General features: G+C 67.9%; 19 protein-coding genes and 2 pseudogenes. 12 read left to right on the plus strand and 9 right to left on the minus strand.

The window, feature by feature from the left end:
- Positions 1-219: 219 nt before the first annotated feature.
- Positions 220-456 (plus strand): annotated as a pseudogene (locus CVA01_RS12450) (ATP-binding cassette domain-containing protein); the annotation flags it as partial.
- Between the two features lie 435 nt (positions 457-891).
- Entirely contained in the window at positions 892-1,392 is a 501-nt protein-coding gene (locus CVA01_RS12455; protein ID WP_244938305.1) for a DUF421 domain-containing protein, read from the plus strand.
- On the opposite strand, the gene CVA01_RS12460 is transcribed toward CVA01_RS12455, so the two are convergent.
- Positions 1,376-2,662 carry an MFS transporter gene (locus CVA01_RS12460; RefSeq protein ID WP_141331142.1) on the minus strand — a complete coding sequence of 429 codons (1,287 nt, stop codon included), beginning with the start codon at positions 2,660-2,662 and terminating at the stop codon, positions 1,376-1,378. The two genes, CVA01_RS12455 and CVA01_RS12460, sit on opposite strands and share 17 nt — an antisense overlap.
- Before the next feature lie 183 nt (positions 2,663-2,845).
- Here CVA01_RS12460 and CVA01_RS12465 point away from each other — a divergent pair, with 183 nt between their 5' ends.
- Together CVA01_RS12465 and CVA01_RS12470 are read left to right on the plus strand one after the other, a co-directional pair.
- Positions 2,846-3,349, plus strand: a complete 504-nt coding sequence (locus CVA01_RS12465; RefSeq protein ID WP_141331144.1) for a hypothetical protein — start codon at positions 2,846-2,848, stop codon at positions 3,347-3,349.
- Positions 3,350-3,847: 498 nt separating this feature from the next.
- The gene (locus tag CVA01_RS12470) at positions 3,848-4,678 is read left to right on the plus strand and encodes a MerR family transcriptional regulator (RefSeq protein ID WP_141331146.1); all 831 of its coding nucleotides are present in this window, start codon (positions 3,848-3,850) and stop codon (positions 4,676-4,678) included.
- 15 nt (positions 4,679-4,693) lie between these two features.
- On the opposite strand, the gene CVA01_RS12475 is transcribed toward CVA01_RS12470, so the two are convergent.
- Both CVA01_RS12475 and CVA01_RS12480 read right to left on the minus strand, forming a co-directional pair.
- Complete coding sequence (locus CVA01_RS12475; protein WP_244938301.1) at positions 4,694-5,602, minus strand: HAD family hydrolase; 909 nt, start codon at positions 5,600-5,602, stop codon at positions 4,694-4,696.
- Positions 5,603-5,659: 57 nt separating this feature from the next.
- Positions 5,660-5,956 carry a hypothetical protein gene (locus CVA01_RS12480; protein ID WP_141331150.1) on the minus strand — a complete coding sequence of 99 codons (297 nt, stop codon included), beginning with the start codon at positions 5,954-5,956 and terminating at the stop codon, positions 5,660-5,662.
- A 90-nt stretch (positions 5,957-6,046) separates the two neighbouring features.
- On the opposite strand from CVA01_RS12480, the gene CVA01_RS12485 reads away from it, so the two are divergent.
- A complete protein-coding gene (locus CVA01_RS12485) occupies positions 6,047-6,226 on the plus strand; it encodes a DUF4236 domain-containing protein (protein ID WP_141331152.1) in 180 nt (59 codons plus the stop codon).
- Positions 6,227-6,234: 8 nt separating this feature from the next.
- Entirely contained in the window at positions 6,235-6,471 is a 237-nt protein-coding gene (locus tag CVA01_RS12490) for a hypothetical protein (protein WP_014008588.1), read from the plus strand.
- Positions 6,472-6,508: 37 nt separating this feature from the next.
- Here the strand turns inward: CVA01_RS12490 and CVA01_RS12495 are convergent, their stop codons facing one another.
- Together CVA01_RS12495 and CVA01_RS12500 are read right to left on the minus strand one after the other, a co-directional pair.
- Positions 6,509-7,381: a siderophore-interacting protein gene (locus CVA01_RS12495; protein ID WP_141331154.1), complete on the minus strand. Its 873-nt coding sequence runs from the start codon at positions 7,379-7,381 to the stop codon at positions 6,509-6,511.
- A 76-nt stretch (positions 7,382-7,457) separates the two neighbouring features.
- Positions 7,458-8,042: an ABC transporter substrate-binding protein gene (locus tag CVA01_RS12500; RefSeq protein WP_244938302.1), complete on the minus strand. Its 585-nt coding sequence runs from the start codon at positions 8,040-8,042 to the stop codon at positions 7,458-7,460.
- Between the two features lie 452 nt (positions 8,043-8,494).
- Between CVA01_RS12500 and CVA01_RS12505 the strand changes: the two genes are divergently transcribed.
- Positions 8,495-8,836, plus strand: a complete 342-nt coding sequence (locus CVA01_RS12505; protein ID WP_141331156.1) for a helix-turn-helix domain-containing protein — start codon at positions 8,495-8,497, stop codon at positions 8,834-8,836.
- 16 nt (positions 8,837-8,852) lie between these two features.
- On the opposite strand, the gene CVA01_RS12510 is transcribed toward CVA01_RS12505, so the two are convergent.
- Positions 8,853-9,752 (minus strand): LysR family transcriptional regulator, encoded by a 900-nt coding sequence (locus tag CVA01_RS12510; protein WP_141331157.1) that lies wholly within the window; start codon positions 9,750-9,752, stop codon positions 8,853-8,855.
- 525 nt (positions 9,753-10,277) lie between these two features.
- Between CVA01_RS12510 and CVA01_RS15365 the strand changes: the two are divergent.
- Positions 10,278-10,637 (plus strand): annotated as a pseudogene (locus tag CVA01_RS15365) (EamA family transporter); the annotation flags it as partial.
- A gap of 74 nt (positions 10,638-10,711) precedes the next feature.
- Here the strand turns inward: CVA01_RS15365 and CVA01_RS12520 are convergent.
- Both CVA01_RS12520 and CVA01_RS14975 read right to left on the minus strand, forming a co-directional pair.
- A complete protein-coding gene (locus CVA01_RS12520; protein WP_244938303.1) occupies positions 10,712-12,328 on the minus strand; it encodes a flavin-containing monooxygenase in 1,617 nt (538 codons plus the stop codon).
- Positions 12,329-12,484: 156 nt separating this feature from the next.
- On the minus strand, positions 12,485-13,711 hold the full coding sequence (locus CVA01_RS14975) for a hypothetical protein (protein WP_014008596.1): 1,227 nt from the start codon (positions 13,709-13,711) through the stop codon (positions 12,485-12,487).
- A gap of 149 nt (positions 13,712-13,860) precedes the next feature.
- Between CVA01_RS14975 and CVA01_RS12530 the strand changes: the two genes are divergently transcribed.
- Together CVA01_RS12530 and CVA01_RS12535 are read left to right on the plus strand one after the other, a co-directional pair.
- Complete coding sequence (locus CVA01_RS12530; RefSeq protein WP_073883792.1) at positions 13,861-14,397, plus strand: peptidylprolyl isomerase; 537 nt, start codon at positions 13,861-13,863, stop codon at positions 14,395-14,397.
- A 32-nt stretch (positions 14,398-14,429) separates the two neighbouring features.
- The gene (locus CVA01_RS12535; RefSeq protein WP_141331163.1) at positions 14,430-15,035 is read left to right on the plus strand and encodes a rhomboid family intramembrane serine protease; all 606 of its coding nucleotides are present in this window, start codon (positions 14,430-14,432) and stop codon (positions 15,033-15,035) included.
- Positions 15,036-15,038: 3 nt separating this feature from the next.
- On the opposite strand, the gene crgA is transcribed toward CVA01_RS12535, so the two are convergent.
- On the minus strand, positions 15,039-15,308 hold the full coding sequence (gene crgA / locus CVA01_RS12540; RefSeq protein WP_014008599.1) for a cell division protein CrgA: 270 nt from the start codon (positions 15,306-15,308) through the stop codon (positions 15,039-15,041).
- 102 nt (positions 15,309-15,410) lie between these two features.
- Here crgA and CVA01_RS12545 point away from each other — a divergent pair, with 102 nt between their 5' ends.
- Together CVA01_RS12545 and CVA01_RS12550 are read left to right on the plus strand one after the other, a co-directional pair.
- Positions 15,411-16,118 (plus strand): anthranilate synthase component II, encoded by a 708-nt coding sequence (locus tag CVA01_RS12545; protein WP_014008600.1) that lies wholly within the window; start codon positions 15,411-15,413, stop codon positions 16,116-16,118.
- Between the two features lie 27 nt (positions 16,119-16,145).
- A complete protein-coding gene (locus tag CVA01_RS12550; RefSeq protein ID WP_244938304.1) occupies positions 16,146-16,694 on the plus strand; it encodes a GNAT family N-acetyltransferase in 549 nt (182 codons plus the stop codon).
- Positions 16,695-16,781 lie beyond the last annotated feature (87 nt).

The raw sequence follows: 16,781 nt of genomic DNA on the forward strand, positions 1-16,781 counted from the left end.
TGCGGAGACCCTTTCCATCCCTACCGCCGCTTCGGAGGTACTGCAAATGCAGCAGACAGGTGAATACCGGATGAATATTGTTCACAATGTGGATTGACCTGTGGAAATGTGCATAACCTGTATATTTTGTCGCCCAACCGTGATTCCGGCACCGTGAACCTGTCCACAATGTGCATAACTGCGGTCCTGGACACCCTTGCCGAATGTCACGGTGGGATCATGACACCGGGGGATTTCGGGGACGCCTCGCCCCGGGGTTTCGGCTCGGGTGGACGGACCGTCCGCGCACTGCGCAGTTGTGACCTCACCGTCGAGCGCGGGGAAATCGTCGCTCTCCTCGGCCCCAACGGCGCCGGAAAGTCGACACTTATCGATCTCGTCCTCGGGTTCACCATGGCCACCACGGGCACCGTCGAGGTCTTCGGCACCACTCCCCGTGCCGCGATCGACGCCCAGCGCGTCGGTGCGGTGATGCAGACCGGTGGCCTGCTGCCCGACCTCACTGTCGCCATGACCCTGCGGACCATCGCCGCCTTCCCCACCCCACTACCTCGAGGAAGCGCAGAACTTCGCCCGGCACATCCTCATGCTCGACCGTGGCGGGACCATCGCCGACGGCACCCTGAGAGGAACTCGGGGACAACGGCCGCGTCCTCACCTGAACCGGGGAGGGCGCCACACGCACCGCCACCGCAGGGGACGCCGCGGCGTCCGACGCGATGGCCCGTGAACTTCTCGCGGATCCGGCGGTCAGCGCCGCGCGGGAGAACGGGTGGTTGTAGAACGGTCTCTATGACTGCTTCCGTTCTCGCCGATGCCACACCACCCGACGGCTGGGGCGCCGCCCTGGCCCGCACGCTCGGCATCGACGCCTGGCGCATCCCCGTGGTGATGATCAGCGCGGTGGGCGTCTACCTGGCTTTCCTGGTGTTGGTGCGGGTGTTCGGCTCCCGGATCCTCACCGCCTGGTCCACCTTCGACGCCGTGGTCATCATCATGTTCGGTGCCGTCGCCGGCCGTGTGATCATCGGCCATCCACCGACCCTGTCCGCCGGGCTGATCGGACTGCTCACCCTCATGGCCATGGAGGCCCTGTTCGGCGCGGTCCGTCGGGTGCGATCGGCACGGTTGGCGATCACGGCGTCCCCCGTGGTGATCATGGCCCACGGTCAACGGGTGGAGGACGCCATGCGTAGGCAGCACGTCACCGGGGCCGACCTCGCCAGCGCGCTGCGTCGGGCCGGGGTGACCGCACTCGACCAGGTGCAGTGCGTCATCGTGGAGCCTACCGGGGCACTGTCGATCCTGCGCGAAGGGGAGGAGATCGCTCCGGAATTGCTACGTGGGGTCGTCGGGGCGGAGCTCATCGGGGGCGTCAACCGCGACGCGTGACGGACAGGACCAGGGGGACGGACACCACGGTCACCACCGCACCGACGATGAACACCGGGATGTGGCCGGTGTGCGGGGCGATCAGCGAGATGACGAACGGGGCGAAGAAGCCGATGTAGGTCAGCGAGTAGAACACGCCGGTCAGTGCACCGAGCTCGTCGCGCGGGGCGATGCGCTGCACTTCCCGCAGGCCGGAGACCATCATGATGCCATAGGCGGTGCCCAGCACCATGGCGGTGGGGACCATGAGCCATGCGGCACCCGCGCCGGGAGCTGCGGCGGTGACGGCGATGGCGAGCAGCATGCCGACCGTGGCGGTGGCCAGGCCGAGCACTGCGGGGTGGGGTGACGCGCCGAGGTCGGCGTGGCGTCCTACGCGGGGCTGGATGACGGCACCGGTGAGCATGGTGATGCCGGCGATGAGGCCGGTGTAGGCGACCACCGGGCCAATGGACTCCCCGGCGACCGGGGCGAGGGCGGCGAAGGAGGTCGTTGCGCAGCCGAATGCCCAGGGCGCCCAGGAGGCGACGGCGAACAGGAAGTGTCGGCTGCGGGCCGAGGGTGGGATGAGTGGTGTTCTGTGCCGGTGCGTCTGCGGGGTGTGGGCCGGTCGTGGTGGTGCGGGCGTGGTCCAGACCAGCGGGGTGAGCACGAGGATCATCACCAGGTGCAGGGCCAGACCGGTGGTGTCCGGCCCGGGCAGCCACTCGGCGACAGGGCCGGTGACCAGGGGGCCGATGCCGAAACCGGCGGAGGTGGCGACCGTGGCGCGCCGGGCGGCGGTACCTGCGCCGTCCTCTGGCGGGGTGACCTCCTTGAGCCAGGACGCCCCGGCGGCCAGCACGAGTCCGACGGCGGCTCCGGTGAGCATCCGGCCGGCGACGAGGATGAGGGGGCTGACCGGTTCGGCGAAGAAGTGCGCGGTGAGGGTGACGAGGGTGCCGATGATCGAGAAGATCAGGGCCGGACGCACCACGGCGCGGCGCCCCCGTCGGTCGGAAGCGGGACCGCCGATGAGCAGGGCGGGGACCAGGCCGACGATGTAGATGGCGAGGAGGAAGTTCACCTGTGCCTGGTTGAGGTCGTGGACCTCGCGCATGACCGGGAGCAGCGGGGCGAAGAGGTTCGCGCCGAAGCAGATGGTGAACATGCCCAGGGCGACGCGGAGCCACGGGGCGACGGTGGTGCTGCTTGTGGTTCTGGCGCCGGGTGTCTCTGCGCCAGTGGTCGGACCGGCGTGGGGGTGGTGATCCCGTGGTGAATGTGACATGGGTCACCATTATGGCACGGAAACTACCGTGGTGACGGTGTGGGGGTGGGGAAAAAACTCCGGAACAGGCGCTCCGGAGTTTGCACCGACATTTCCCGGGATCCGCGGCAACGTTTGTCGGATTTGTCGGTGCAAACTAGTGCTGGGAGAGTCCGGGGTTGAGTAGGAGTACTCTGCGCAGCTATGACGATGATTCGGCGGGGAGCCGCGGCGGTTGCGCTTCCGACGCTCACGCTACTGGCCGCGACAGTGTTGGCCGGCTGCGCCGATGACGGTGGCGACAGCGGAGACAGTGGCAGCACAGAGCAGACCACGGTCACGGTGACGAGCACGGCGTCCTCCCCGGCGCATCCGGAACCGACGACGGGGGAGGACGCCGTACCTGCCCCTGACCTGCCGGAACCTCCCCAATCCCCGGGGGAGATCGTGGGATCTTCGGACATCCCCACGGGCACGTCGACGGACTCTGCCACTGACGGCCCGGCGCTCGGGGACTTCTGCATCGGCGCGAACATCGGGCTGCGTGCGACGGCTGCCGACGGGACCGGCATCATCTGCGACAACTACTCCTGGCAGGTCGATGTCGGGCAGTCGCCGACCGATCCGTGGGTCGACGGGCAGATCGAGTGGAGCAACTGCATCGCGGAGAAGACCGTCGAGGAATGCCGGGATGAGTTGAACGGGTAAATGCTCAACGGGTGAAGGTCGGGGCATATAAAAACCCCGGCACCACACGCAGTCGGGGAAGACCTGCGCGGTGCCGGGGTCGGTCGGTGAGTGACTACCGTGGAGCGACTACTCCGAGATGGAGCTGACGACATCGCCGGCGGAACCGGTGACGGTGTCGAAGAGGGAGGTCACGAAATCGATGACGGCGTCGAAGATGCTGGAAGCGGAAGAGACGATGGTGTCCATTACTGGGCTCCTGTCAGATAGGGGTCTTGGTAGGGTCGCTCCGGTCGTGACCGGAACGTGACAATTACGTTATCTAACCGTGACCAAGGAGCGCCACCGAAAACCGGGGATCACAGGGAACTGACAGGGAGTCCCCAGCGCTGAGCTGCAGTTCTGTGTTTCTGTGGGCGTCCGCGGCCGTTCCCCGGGGTGCATCCCGGACCACTCCCGGTCACAAGAACCGATTCACGGATTGACCCTCACGTAACGTCAGGATCGAAAGTGGGGGTCATGAACAACAGAGACAACAACAAGAGCACCGGTACGCAGTCCCTCACCGTCGGTGAGGTCGCGGAGATCCTCGGCGTCACCGTGCGGACCCTCCACCACTGGGACCAGATCGGCCTGGCGTCCCCCTCGGAACGGACCTGGTCCGACTACCGTCTGTACACGGCCACGGACCTTGCGCGGCTCCAACGCATCGCGGTCTACCGCGAGCTCGACATGCCCCTGGCGGAGATCGCGGCATTGCTCGATGACCCGGACACCGACCCGGTCGCGTCCCTCACCGCGCAGAAGGAGCGGATCCTGGAGAAGGTTTCCCGGCTCGCGGACCTGGAACGTGGGGTGGACCGGATGATCGAGGCGCACCGCAACGGCATCCTGCTCACCGTTGAGCAGGAGCGGGAGATCTTCGGCGACGGGTGGGACCCGGACTGGACCCGGCAGGCCCGGGAGAAGTGGGGCGGCACCGCCCAGTGGTCCGAATACGCCGAGCGCGGCGCGAAGCGTTCGCCGGAACAGTGGGTGCAGCTTCAGAGTGCGATGGCTGACCTGGAAGGACGCCTCGGCGCCGCCGTCCGTGACGGTGTGCTCCCCGGGTCGGACGCGGCGGACGCCCTGGTCGACGAACATCGCGAGGTCTTCTCGAACTTCTTCACCCTGTCGGTGTCCATGCAGGTCTGCCTGGGCCGGATGTACGAGGCGAGCGCCGGCACCGGGGCGGACTTCGCCGAGCACTATGAGTCGGTCGCACCGGGGCTCACCTCCTGGCTGCGACAGGCTATCGACGCCCGGGCGCGGTCACTCGGTGTCGACCCGGACACGGCGGAGTGGGAGTGATGTGGGGCTTGAACCTCACACCCCGATCAGTCGGCGCAGCACCTGCACCACGCCCTCGTCGGTGTTGCGCGGGGCGATGAACTGCGCCGCCCGCTGCACCGCGCCGTGCCCGTTGTCCATCGCGAAGGACCAGTCGCCCTCCGCCATCATCTCCAGGTCATTGAGATAGTCGCCGAACACCGCGACGCCCGACCGGGGGATCCCCAGAGTCATCTCCAGCGCCCGCAGCGCCTTGCCCTTGTTCGCCGAGCCGTTCATGATGTCGATCCAGTTCTTGCCGGACACCACGACCTGGTGCCCCTCCCGCAGGTCCGCCACCCCCGGACCACCACCGGTGAAGAGCGCCGACGCCGCCTGGGCCGCCGAATCGAAGTCGAAGCAGGCGCACTTCAGCACGGTGCCCTCCTCGATGTCCGGCACCGCGTGCAGGTTCGGCACGACCTCCAGCGAGCGGTAGTAGCGGTGCGCCTCGGTGGCGAACACATCATCGTCCCGCTCGATGTAGGCCTTGCGCGGCCCGCAGACGACCAGACCCACGTTCCGGTCGGTCTCCGCGGTCCGCACGATGTCGATGATCCGGTCCACCGTCGTCGAATCCACCGGGGAGGTCGAGACCACCTCGTCGTCATGCACGACCAGCGTCCCGTTCTCGCAGATGAAGGTACGGATCCCGTGCTCGGCGAACATCCCCTTGAGCGTGGCGTACTGGCGTCCGGACGCCGGCACCACGGTGATGCCCCGGCGCCGCAGTTCCGGCAGCAGCTCCCAGAACGAATCGGGGACCGCATCCGACCCGTTGAGCAGGGTGCCGTCCATGTCCAGGATGACGAGTCTCAGATCAGGCACCGGACCGGTGATGTCGGTCCACGGGCGAGGGGTGGGAACAGCAGGGGGAACGGTGGTGGGAACAGCGGTGGTGTCCATGCTGTCCATCGTGGCACAGGGAACGGCACGGGGGAACGGGGTCAGTTCATGAACCGGTCATGAACTCAGTGCGGAACCGGCGGTGGCGTCCTCCCAGACGGGGTAGATGACCAGCGGATCGCCGGTCCAGCCGCCGTTCGCGTAGTCCAGCATGACCATCTCCTGCCAGTGTCCGTCCGGACGCAACTGCCAGCAGTCGGCGTAGGAGGCATGGAAGCTGTCGCACGTCGCGGTGGACCCGTACGGCGAGATCACGCCCTCGGTCACCTCGGAGCGGGAGAAGGCCTCCGGAACAGGGGAGAAGCTGGTCAACGGTGTCGGCGGCGGCGGACGGGCTGAGGGTGACGGCGGCACCGGTGGCAACCGCAGCGACGCCCGGCGCAGAGAGAAAGTTTCGGGTTCGCATGTTCCCGTTCTAGTCCACGACCCTCTACACTTCCACCCATGGGCATCTACTTCCGCAAGCGTCAGAAGACCGGCAAAGACTCCTGGATCAACTACTCAGGGTCCGGCGCATCCGCGTCCCGGCGCTTCGGCCCGTTCACCCTCAATTCCCGAGGCACCTACTCCATCAAACTCCCCGGCGGCATGAACATCCGCGGCAGCTTCAAGAAGAAGAAGTAGAACGCGCTATGACTGGTCTGACTGATCTGTCTTTCCTTGACCGCATCCCCCGGTGGGTCGACGGTGTGACGTCCTTCGTCATCTTCATGATCCTCGTGGTCTCCAGCGCGGGACCGCTGATCTCGATCCCGGTACTGGTCATCCTCAACCTGGCATTCGACGGTATCCGGAAGTACCACGCTCGCAGCAGGGACCGGGGCAGCCACACCCCGACCTCTCCGGCCACTCCGGTCTCTCCCGCCTAGGTCCGGTTCAGAACCTGCCCGGGGTCAGATTCCGGGGTCAGATCTCGACGGCGAGGTCGTCCTCGAGCGTGCGCCCCTGCTTCTGCAGCTCCGCGACTGCGGTGAGCCGGGCGACATCGGCGTCCGTCTCGGTCTTGCCGTGACGCCAATACCCGAAGACCTGCACCTGCGCCTTCGGCAGCCCGAGTTCCTTCAGACACCGGGCGCGCACCGCACGGATGTCCTCCCGCTCACCGCCGGCCCAGACGGTGTCTCCCTCGGCGATCTCCAGGGTCGTCATGGCGTGCGACAGGGGAGTGTCGGAGGACGCCGCGTACCGCAGCTCCGCCCCGGGAAAGTCCGCGTTGTAGGAGCCCGCCTGCGCAGCGTCCTCCGGCAGGGCGATGATCACCGTCACCACTCCGGGCAGGGCCCGGGCGATGGCGGACGCCGCAGGGTAGGCCGACCCGTCGGCCAGCAGGTGGTTCCGGCCGCCCGCAGCGGCGGCGTCCGTCGGTGCGGCATGGGGACGCGGCCCCACGAAAGACACCCGGTCCCCGGGAGTCAGCCCGTCGTGCCAGCGCATCATCGGGGAGCTCTCACCATGGACGACGATGTCGATGTCCAGCGTCGAGGTGTCGTAGTCGACCGCGGCGACGGTGTAGACGCGACGGCACACTCCGGCCTGGCCGATGAGCGGGCCGAGCGCATCGGCGGCATCCGGGATCGCCAGTCGCAGCGCCAGGTTCGGGTGCTCCCACTGCGTCCGGTCCGTGTCCGCCATCCCCGGCACCACGCCGGAGACGCGCGCCAGCCAGGGGTACCGACGGGTGACCGCGGTGACCTCGAGATGGAGGTCATTGAGCCCGGTCCGGTGTTGCGGGCTGTTGAGCAGGGCGTTGACGGTCGAGGCATCCGGGGTCTCACTCATCCGGGGTCTCACTCATCGTCGCCCTCCTGCAGTGCCGCGAAGTACGGGTCGAGCTGGTCGAGGACCCAGGGGATGCTCAGCACCGAGGGGGCGCCGAGGGCCGTGGAGGCGACCGTGTCCAGCTGCGGAGCCGAACCACGCTCCACCGCGTGCAGGTCGGACCAGCCCGGCAGGTCGTCCGGGGTTTCGCCGGAGATCCACAGGGCCAGAAGTCGACGTCGAGCATGTCGATGTTCTCCGCCGAGACCGCCCTGCCGCGGCCGGAGTCGGTCCCCTCGATCGCGTCCGCGGCGTCCTCTTCCTTGTCGACGATCTCTCCGGCGACGGTGGTGACCTCGCGCCAGTCGTCGACCATGCCCTCGCCGACGGTGGCGACGGTCGGGGCGATGGCGGCGAGCTTGTCGTAGGTCTCCTGTTCAGGGAGGTATCCGGCGAAGATCACGTCCGGGTTGCGGTCGGCGACGGCCTCCAGTCCGAGGGTGGAGACCAGGTCCGCGGAGGAGACGGTGACCGGGACGGTCTCCCCGGCGACGTCCTTCCCCTCGGGGGTCCGCGGCAGGCCGTCGGAGAGCTGGGAGTTCACCACCTGGGTGGAGTCCGCGGCACACCGTGTCGGACTGTCGTCGGCGTCCGCCCTGTGCCACCTGGTCCGGCGGAACACCGGGCTGACCCCCGCGCAACTAGGCGACCGGGTCCGCGAGGTGTCGGCGGACCCCGTCCAGTCTGCTCAGACTGCTCTGCCCGCGCAGCCGACCTTGCATACCTGGCCGCGCGTCAACCGTTTCCACGTCCTCCTCTGGGCCTGGCGCGGACGCTGCAATGTGACCCTCGGCGACACCACCACCGACCTGCAGGAAGGGGAACTGCTCCGGGTTCCCGCAGGAGTGCCGAACCACGTCGCCATGGAGCCCGGTGCCCTGGTGCTGCCGGTCGGCGCCCGCGCGGGGCGCCCGGCAGCGGTCGTGGCAGGTCAGGAAACGCAGCGCCCGCAGAGCACAGTAGTCACGGGGGAGAGCCCGGACACCCTGCTCGCCGCCGTCGGCCGGGAGTACGACCCCGTCGCCCCGGAACAGACCGCGCTGGTGGACCGGCTATTCTGCACCTTTCTCTCCGGTGCGGAGGATACCCACGGCTCCCGGCTGCTGCGCCGGCTCACCGAGGAGTACCGAGGAGTTCCACCGACACCCGGACATCGACCGAAGCCTCACCGACTGGGCGGACCGCCTCGACTGCACGATCGGGGACCTCACCGACGCCCTGGGCCTCGTCGGCACCGACAGTGTGCGCCGGTGGGCGTCGACCGTACGGATGATGATGGCCCGGCACCTCCTGGCGTCCGGCATCCCGGTCGGTGCGGTCGCCCGGCACCTCGGGTACAGCGGCACGGCGTCCTTCAGCCATGTCCTCCGTCGCGCACACGGGGTGTCACCCCGCGCCTGGCACGGATACGTGTGAGGCGCGGGGCGCAGGATCACAGGTCCGGCGACTCCCGCCGCGCGGCCGAGGCCAGTGCCGCCCGGAAGGCACGGACCGCTGGGTGCCCGGTCTGCCCGTCCCGCACCGCGGTGAACAGCCGCCGTACCGGTTCGCCTGGGAGCACCTGCGCCCGCGTCTGGTCGAGAAATGGCCCCATCAGCAGGGACGGAATCACCGCGACCGCATGACCGGTGCGCACCAGGTGCGCCTGGAGCAGCGGGTCATCGGTGTCGCACAGCACCTTCGGGACCACGCCGGCGTCCCCCAGCATCCGCCGCACCCACTGCCCGCCCGGCAGGTACTCCGGATCGACGGCCCACTGCGCGTCCGCCAGGTCGGCGAGGGACGCCGGCTCCGGCCAGTCCGCGGGCATCGCCAGCAGAAGCGGGTCACTGAACAGCTCCTGACGCTCCATCCCGGGACGCACCGGATCGGGCTCGTCCGGCCACTGGTCGCCGATGACGAGGTCGTAGAGGTGCGCGGCCAGGCCGTCGAACGCCGCCCCGATCTCCCGGTGGAAGACCTCCACCCGCAGGTCCGGGTGCCGCGCCGAGAGCAGGGTCAGCGCCGTGGGCAGGATGGACGCCAGCGCCGAATGGAAGGAGGTCACCCGCAACACCCCGGAGACCGTCGGGGTGGACGCCGCGAGTTCCGCCTCCGCCCGGTCGAGGACCGCGAGCACCTCGTCGGTCCGGGCGACGAGCTGCCGGGCGGCGTCCGTCAACTTCACCCCGCGGCCCACCGGCTCCAGCAGGGGGACGCCAGCCTCCTTCTCCAACTGACTGAGCTGGTGGGAGACTGCGGACGGGGAGTAGTTGAGTACCCGGGCCACTTCCGAGAGAGTGCCGCGCCGGGAGAGTTCGCGCAGCAAGGACAGACGGTGAACGTTCAACATACTTCACCATTATTGTCCGGATACCTGAGCTGGACCAGTGAATTGGTGCGGGCGCACAATACTGGGGTGAGAACCACGACATCTTCCGGTGCAGCGCCGTCGATGACGCTCCCTGTGCTGTGCATCCTCGGCTCCTGCGCCTCCCTGCAGTTCGGCGCGGCCACCGCCGTCCATCTCTTCGACGACCTCGGTACCTGGGGGGTGACCCTGCTGCGCCTCGGCATCGGCGGGCTGGTCCTGCTCGCCGTCTCCCGGCCCGCGGTGCGGTCGTGGAAGGCCGGCGACTGGCGGTCCGTCATCCTCTTCGCCGTGGCCATGGCACTGATGAACGGCTTCTACTACGCCGCGATCGGGCGCATCCCGCTGTCCGCGGCCGTCGCCCTGGAGTTCACCGGCCCCCTGGTCTTCTCCGCACTGACCTCCAGGAACCGACGCGACCTGGTGTGGGTCGGCTTCGCCACCGCCGGGATGGCCGTCCTCGGTGCCGAATCGGCGATCGGCGGGGCAGACCTGGACCCGCTGGGCATGCTGTACGCCCTGGTCGCCGGCGGCTTCTGGGTCGGGTACATCATCTACTCCGCGCAGGTCGGTCAGCGGATCCCCGGCACCGGCGGGCTGGCGGTGTCCATGGTCCTCGGCGCGGTGCTGCTCGCCCCGGTCGGCGCCCACGGGGCCTTCGGCGGCGTCTCCGGTGGAGACGGGGGACTGCTCGCCCAGCCCGGACTGTTCTGGTTCGCCGCGGGGACCTCGCTGCTGGCCTCTGTCCTGCCGTACACCCTCGAGCTCATCGCCCTGCGCCGCATCTCCGGCGCCGTGTTCAGCATTCTCGTCAGCCTCGAGCCGGCGTTCGCCGCCGCGGCCGGGCTGATCCTGCTGGACCAGCAGCTCACCGACTACCGGACGGTGACCATCGTGCTGGTGATCTGCGCTTCCGCGGGGATCACCTGGTCACAGAACCACTACAGGGAACCGGCCGGGGTGACCCCGACGCCCCTGACGCCCCCGGCATCCCCGGCGGACTCGGAGTCCCCGACGGACTCCAGCCGGGAGGCGACGACCGTGGCGTCCCCGTCGAAGACCATCTCCTCGGTGACGTCGCCCCGGGACAGCTCCGGCCACTCCGCCAGGTAGTCCTGCCGGTACAGCCAGGGGGAGCGGTCGCCCTGGCGGGGGGTGAGGTGCTGACCGCGCTTGATGTAGCCGGCGTCGAACTCCAGCAGCTCGCGACGGGTGACCTCCGGACCGGGGGTCACGGGGGCCGCGAGGGAGAGACCACGGTCGGCCATGTGCCGCCACAGGCGGACGACGTAACGGGCGGTGAGGTCGGCGCGGGTCGTCCAGGACTGGTTGAGATACCCGACCGTGAAGCTCACGTTCGGCAGCCCGGACAGCAGGACGCCCCGGTACGCCACCTGCTGCGACAGGTCGATCTCCGCACCGTCGACGGAGGCGGACGCACCGCCGAACATCTGCAGCTGCAGGCCCGTCGCGGAGATCACCGTGTCGGCCTCGAGGACGCGGCCGTCGGACAGTCGCACACCCTCCGGCACGAACCGGTCGATCGTCGCGGTGACGACATCGGCCGTCCCGTTCTTGATCGCCCGGAAGATGTCGCCGTTGGGGGCCTTGCACACACGCTGGTCCCACGGGTTGTACGGCGGGGTGAAGTCGCGCTTGATCTGCTCCGGGGTGAGCCAGAGCCGCTGCACCCGGTGCAGGGCACCGCGGACGATGAAGGGGGTGCGGCGGGCGAGGTACCACTGCGTCATGTCGCGGATAATGTGGTTGGCGCGGGCGACCTTGTGGGCGAGGGACTTCTTCGGGATGATGCGGGTCCACACTGCGGAGATATTGTCCCGGTCCGGCAGTGCGGCGATCCAGGTGGGCGTGCGCTGCAGCATGGTCACGTGGGCGCCGGCCTTCGCCAGTGCCGGGAGCAGGGTGACCGCCGTCGCCCCGGAGCCGATGATGATGATCTTCTTGCCGGTGACGTCCCCCTGCTCCTCGGGCTTCCATGCCTGGGCGTGGATGAGGGTGCCGCCGTTGCCGGTGAAGTCCTCCTGGCCGGGGTAGTGGGGGAGGTGGCCGTCGCGGTGGTTGTAGTACCCGCAGGCGAGGTGGATCCGCCGCGCCCGGACGACGGTCTCGACGAGGTTCTCCGCGGGGGCGTCCGCGCGGTCGTCAGGACCGTGGTCATGGGCGTGCACCGTGGTGACCTCCCACAGGCCGGACGCCGTGTCGAAATTCACCGACTTCACCCAGGTGTTGAGCCGAATACGGTCGAGGAAGCCGTCCTCGCGGGCGGCGTCCCTGAGGTACTCCCGGATGTCCGCACCGTCGCCAAGGGTGGTCTTCCCCTTCCACGGCTTCCAGGGCAGGGAGAAGGTCGCCATGTCCGAGTCCGAGCGGATGCCCGGATAGGTGAAGGTGGTCCAGGTGCCGCCGAGGTCGGTGTTCGAGTCGACGATCTCCCAGTTCCAGTCCGGGAAGTTCGTGACGACGTGGTGGCCCATGTCGATGCCGCCGATGCCGGCGCCGACGATGAGGAGGTCGAGTGGTGCAAGGGTCTGGGTCATGGGCACACAGTAACCCGGATTCAGGTCTGTAGTGAGCATTACAAAAAGAAAAGTGGGACCTACCGGGCCGCCGGTGGGTGACCGCAGACGAGAACCCCCGTCCCGGGCGGCGTGCCTGGGGCGGGGGTTGTCGGAAGGTCGGGGATGACCGGGGAATCAGAGGCGGTGCTTGCCGCCGTCGTCCTCGTCGTCCTCAGAACCGGCAGCCTTCGGCGCAGCGGGCGCGCCGGGCGCGGCTGGGGCACCCGGGGCAGCGGGCGCTGCGGGGGCGGCCGGTGCATCGGCGGCCTCCTCGGTCCCAGCCTCGTCGGTGGCGTCCTCGGCGATCTCCTCAGCAGGCGCCTCGGCCTTCTCTGTGGCCTTCGCTGCAGCCTTCTCCTCGACCGGGGCGGCCTTCGGAGCCTCGGTCTTCGGTGCGTCGTTGCGCGGGGCGGCCTTCGGGGCGGGGGATTCCTGCTTGCGGAACTTCGAGGCGACGACGGCCACGGCCACCGCGACCAGCGCGATGACCAGCACGGAGCCGAAGACGCCCTTCTTCTTCCTGCCCGCCTTGTCCGCCTTCTTCAGGTGCTTGGAGCGGACCTTGTCGGCCTTCTTCTTCGCACTCTTCTCGATCTCGGCGGTGGACTTCTTCAGCTGATTCTCGGCGGTCGCGGCATTCTTCTTCGCGGACTTCTTCGCCTGCTTGGCGAGCTTCCGGGTCTTCTTGGCGGCCTTCTTCTGGGCCTTCTTCGCCTTGGTGCCGACCCCGGAGGCGAACTTCGGCGCCTCTTCGGTGACGGTGTCCAGGGCGTCGGAACCGGCGTCCTTCAGCTCGGAGAACTTGGAGCCCAGGGTGGAGGCGGCAGTGGATGCGGCGGCGGAGATCTGCTTCTTCGCCAGAACGCGGGCCTTCTTCGCGGACCTGGTCAGCTTCTCCGCCTCCTCCTTGCCGGCCTCACGTGCCTCGCCCGCCTTGGCGGACAGGGCGGAATTCACGGCGATCTTCGCGGACTTCTTCGCCACCTTCTTCTCCTTCTTCTCGGCCTTGGCCTGAGCCTTTTCAGCCTTGTGGGTCTTCTTCTCGGCCTTGGAGGCGATCTTCTCCGCCTTGTTCCGGGCCTTCTCCGCCTTCGCGGTGAGCTTCGCGACCTTGGCGTCCGCCTCGATCTTCGCGTCGGTGGCCGCGGCGTCCTCCTCAGAGAGGATCTCGCGGACGACGGCACGGGTGTGGCCCGGAGCGTCAGCGAGGAACTTCTCGCGCTCCTCCGGCGAGGTCACCTGGCGTCGGAGAACGGCGAGCTCCTCATGGCGCGCAGATTCATTGCGGGACTTGCGGTCCTTGTTCCAGGCCCGCGCGCGCTGGGCGGCGAGTAGAGCGATTCGTGCGTTTGTGAGGGCCATGGCCCGGTACTCCTTCGCGGTGCGTGCTGACTTACGGTGGCTTTTAACGTCCGATCATAAACACTAACCAGGCTACGGTGTGGCGCTTTGTGCTGCACGGGGGCAGTCCGTGACACAGATGGCCTTTCAGTTGGGTACGCTGGGTCACCATGAGCGCCCAGAAGACTGCGACCGCGGTTCTGCACACGAACCTCGGCGACATCAGCATTGACCTCTTCGGAAACCACGCACCCCAGACCGTCGAGAACTTCGTCGGTCTGGCCACCGGTGACAAGGAGAAGGCCCCCTACACCCAGCCGAACGCCTCCGGTACCACCGAAGGTCCGTTCTACGACGGTGCGGTCTTCCACCGCATCATCGACAACTTCATGATCCAGGGCGGCGACCCGACCGGCACCGGTCGTGGCGGCCCCGGCTACCAGTTCGGCGACGAGTTCCACCCGGAGCTGCAGTTCGACCGTCCGTTCCTGCTGGCCATGGCCAACGCTGGCCCCGGCACCAACGGCTCCCAGTTCTTCATCACCACCACGATGACCCCGCACCTGAACAACCACCACACCATCTTCGGTGAGGTGACCGACAAGGAGTCCCAGAAGGTCGTCGCCAAGCTCGGCCGCGTCGCCACCGGTCGCATGGACCGCCCGGTCGACGATGTTGTCATCGAGTCCATCGACATCACCGAGTAAGAGGCCCGGTACCCGCACCGCCGCAACACACCATGGAATTCGTCCGCAGATTCGCCCGGGAAGCCCCGGCCTGCACCGTACTGATCCTGGTGTGTGTGGCGGTGTTCTGCGTTGAGGTGGTGCAGTCCGGGAGTCTCGAGGACCCGGTCGGCGGCTACACCGGGGGAAGTGACCTCGCGTGGTCACTGATGATGGTCGCCCCCGACATCACCGGGGGCCACGAGTGGTGGCGACTGGTGACCAGTGCGCTGGTGCACCTCAACATCGCCCATCTGCTGCTCAACATGCTGCTGGTGGTCCTGCTCGGCAGGGAGCTGGAGCGGGCCTACGGCACGCGGACCGTGGCGGCGTCCATGCTGCTCTGTGCGGTCGGCGGCAGCTTTGCCGCACTGTGGTTCGCACCGGACTACGCGGTCGGCGGGGCGTCCACCATCGGCTACGGCATGTTCGCCATGCTGGTGGGGCTGTCGATCACCCGTCAGACCGACGTGCGCGGCCCGCTGGTTCTGATCGGTGTGAATCTCGCCTTCACGGTGACGACCGGGGGTGTCTCGCTGGCGGGCCACCTCGGTGGCCTGGCCGCGGGCGCGGTCATCGCACTGCTGCTGTGGTGGCGTCACCGACCGGCGCTGCGGTGAGGGCTACTTCCAGCCCATGGTCATCAGCAGGCCCGCGATGAGCAGACCGAAACCGATGAGGTAGTTCCAGGCGTTGAGGTCACGCATCAGGGGGATGTCGCCGCCGGCGATGTAGTTGACGACGATCCAGGCGAGACCGAGCAGCATCAGGCCGAGCATCACGACGATGTACCAGCGTGACGTACCGGTGGCGTTCAGTTTGACCGGGGTGCGGTGGTCGACCGGTGAGGCGCCGGCACCTTCCGGAGTGGAGGAGATCCTGGACTTGGGCATGGGGACACTCTCGCTGACTTCGTACTGCTTCTTCGGACCTCACCAGCGTAGCAGCAGGGTATATGGAGCGACGTCGCGCAGCGGGACAGATAGGATGACGCCATGCGCATCCTCGTCATCGACAACTACGACAGCTTCGTCTACAACCTCGTCCAGTACCTGGGGGAGCTCGGCGAGGACTGCACCGTGTGGCGCAACGACGCTCCTGAACTGGGCGATCCGGCGGACGGAGTGGCGGGTCTGGACGCTCCGCTCGGCGGGTTCGACGCCATCCTCCTCTCCCCGGGGCCGGGCGAACCTGCCACGGCAGGACGCATGCTCGATGTCATCACCTGGGCCGAGGCTCACCGGACGCCACTGTTCGGTGTCTGCCTGGGTCATCAGGCGATTGCCCTGCACTTCGGTGGGGATGTGGTGCGGGCCGGGGAGCTGTTCCACGGCAAGACGAGCCCCGTCTTCCACAACGGTGTCGGTGTACTCACCGACGTACCGTCACCCTTCACCGTGGCGCGGTACCACTCCCTGACCGTCGATCCGGAGACCGTGCCGGAGTGCCTCGAGGTCACCGCCAAGGTGGACTCCGGGATGATCATGGCGATGCGGCACAGGACGCTGCCCATCCATTCCGTCCAGTTCCACCCGGAGTCCGTCATGACGCAGCACGGTCACCGGATCCTCTCCAACTGGCTGGCGGACGCCGGGCGCCCAGTGGACGAGCGACAGCTGTCCGTGGTGGAGGCTCGGCATGCTGAGGCGCAGGAGGCCTCGGCGGCGGTCATCGAAGGGGCACACGGTTCTGTGCTGGCCTGAGTACCAGGGAAGACAGTGAATCTCAGCGTGCCCTCGGGAGAGGGACTCCGCGTGAGGGAGGCGGAGGTCACCGACATCCCGGGTATCCGGGATCTTGAGCGGCGTGCCGGTGCCCCGTTCCGGGAGGTCGGTCTGGATGCCGTGGCGGACGATGAACCGCCGACAGCGGAGACTCTCTGCATCGCTGTCCGGAAAGGGGAGGTCTTCGTCGTCGAGGACCACTCACCGTCGCGAGGACCGGGGCATGGGCCGGTCGCATGGATGTGGCTCTCCACTGCTGACGGCGACCTCCTCCTGGAGCAGGTGTCCGTGGATCCCGACTACCGGGGGAAGCGCATCGGTTCCGCTCTCATCCAAGGTGCCGTGGACCGTGGCCGCGCCGAGGGGTTTACGGGGGTCGTCCTGACAACATTCCGCGACATTTCATGGAACGGGCCCCTCTACCGCCGCCTGGGGTTCGAGACGATGCAGGACGCTGAGATCGGCCCGGAACTCAGGGCAATCCGACGTCGTGAGACTGAGGCCGGACTCGATGTCCTGGAACGGGAGTGCCTACGGAAGCGGATAACTCGTTGACCAGCTGGTTTGTGGGGAAACTGAGGGGTGTGTAGATTATGTCAGGTCGCCGCGACCGGCTGGGGGAAACAAACCTGGTTGAGCAGC

Source organism: Corynebacterium variabile, from assembly GCF_006539825.1.
Taxonomy (GTDB): domain Bacteria; phylum Actinomycetota; class Actinomycetes; order Mycobacteriales; family Mycobacteriaceae; genus Corynebacterium; species Corynebacterium variabile.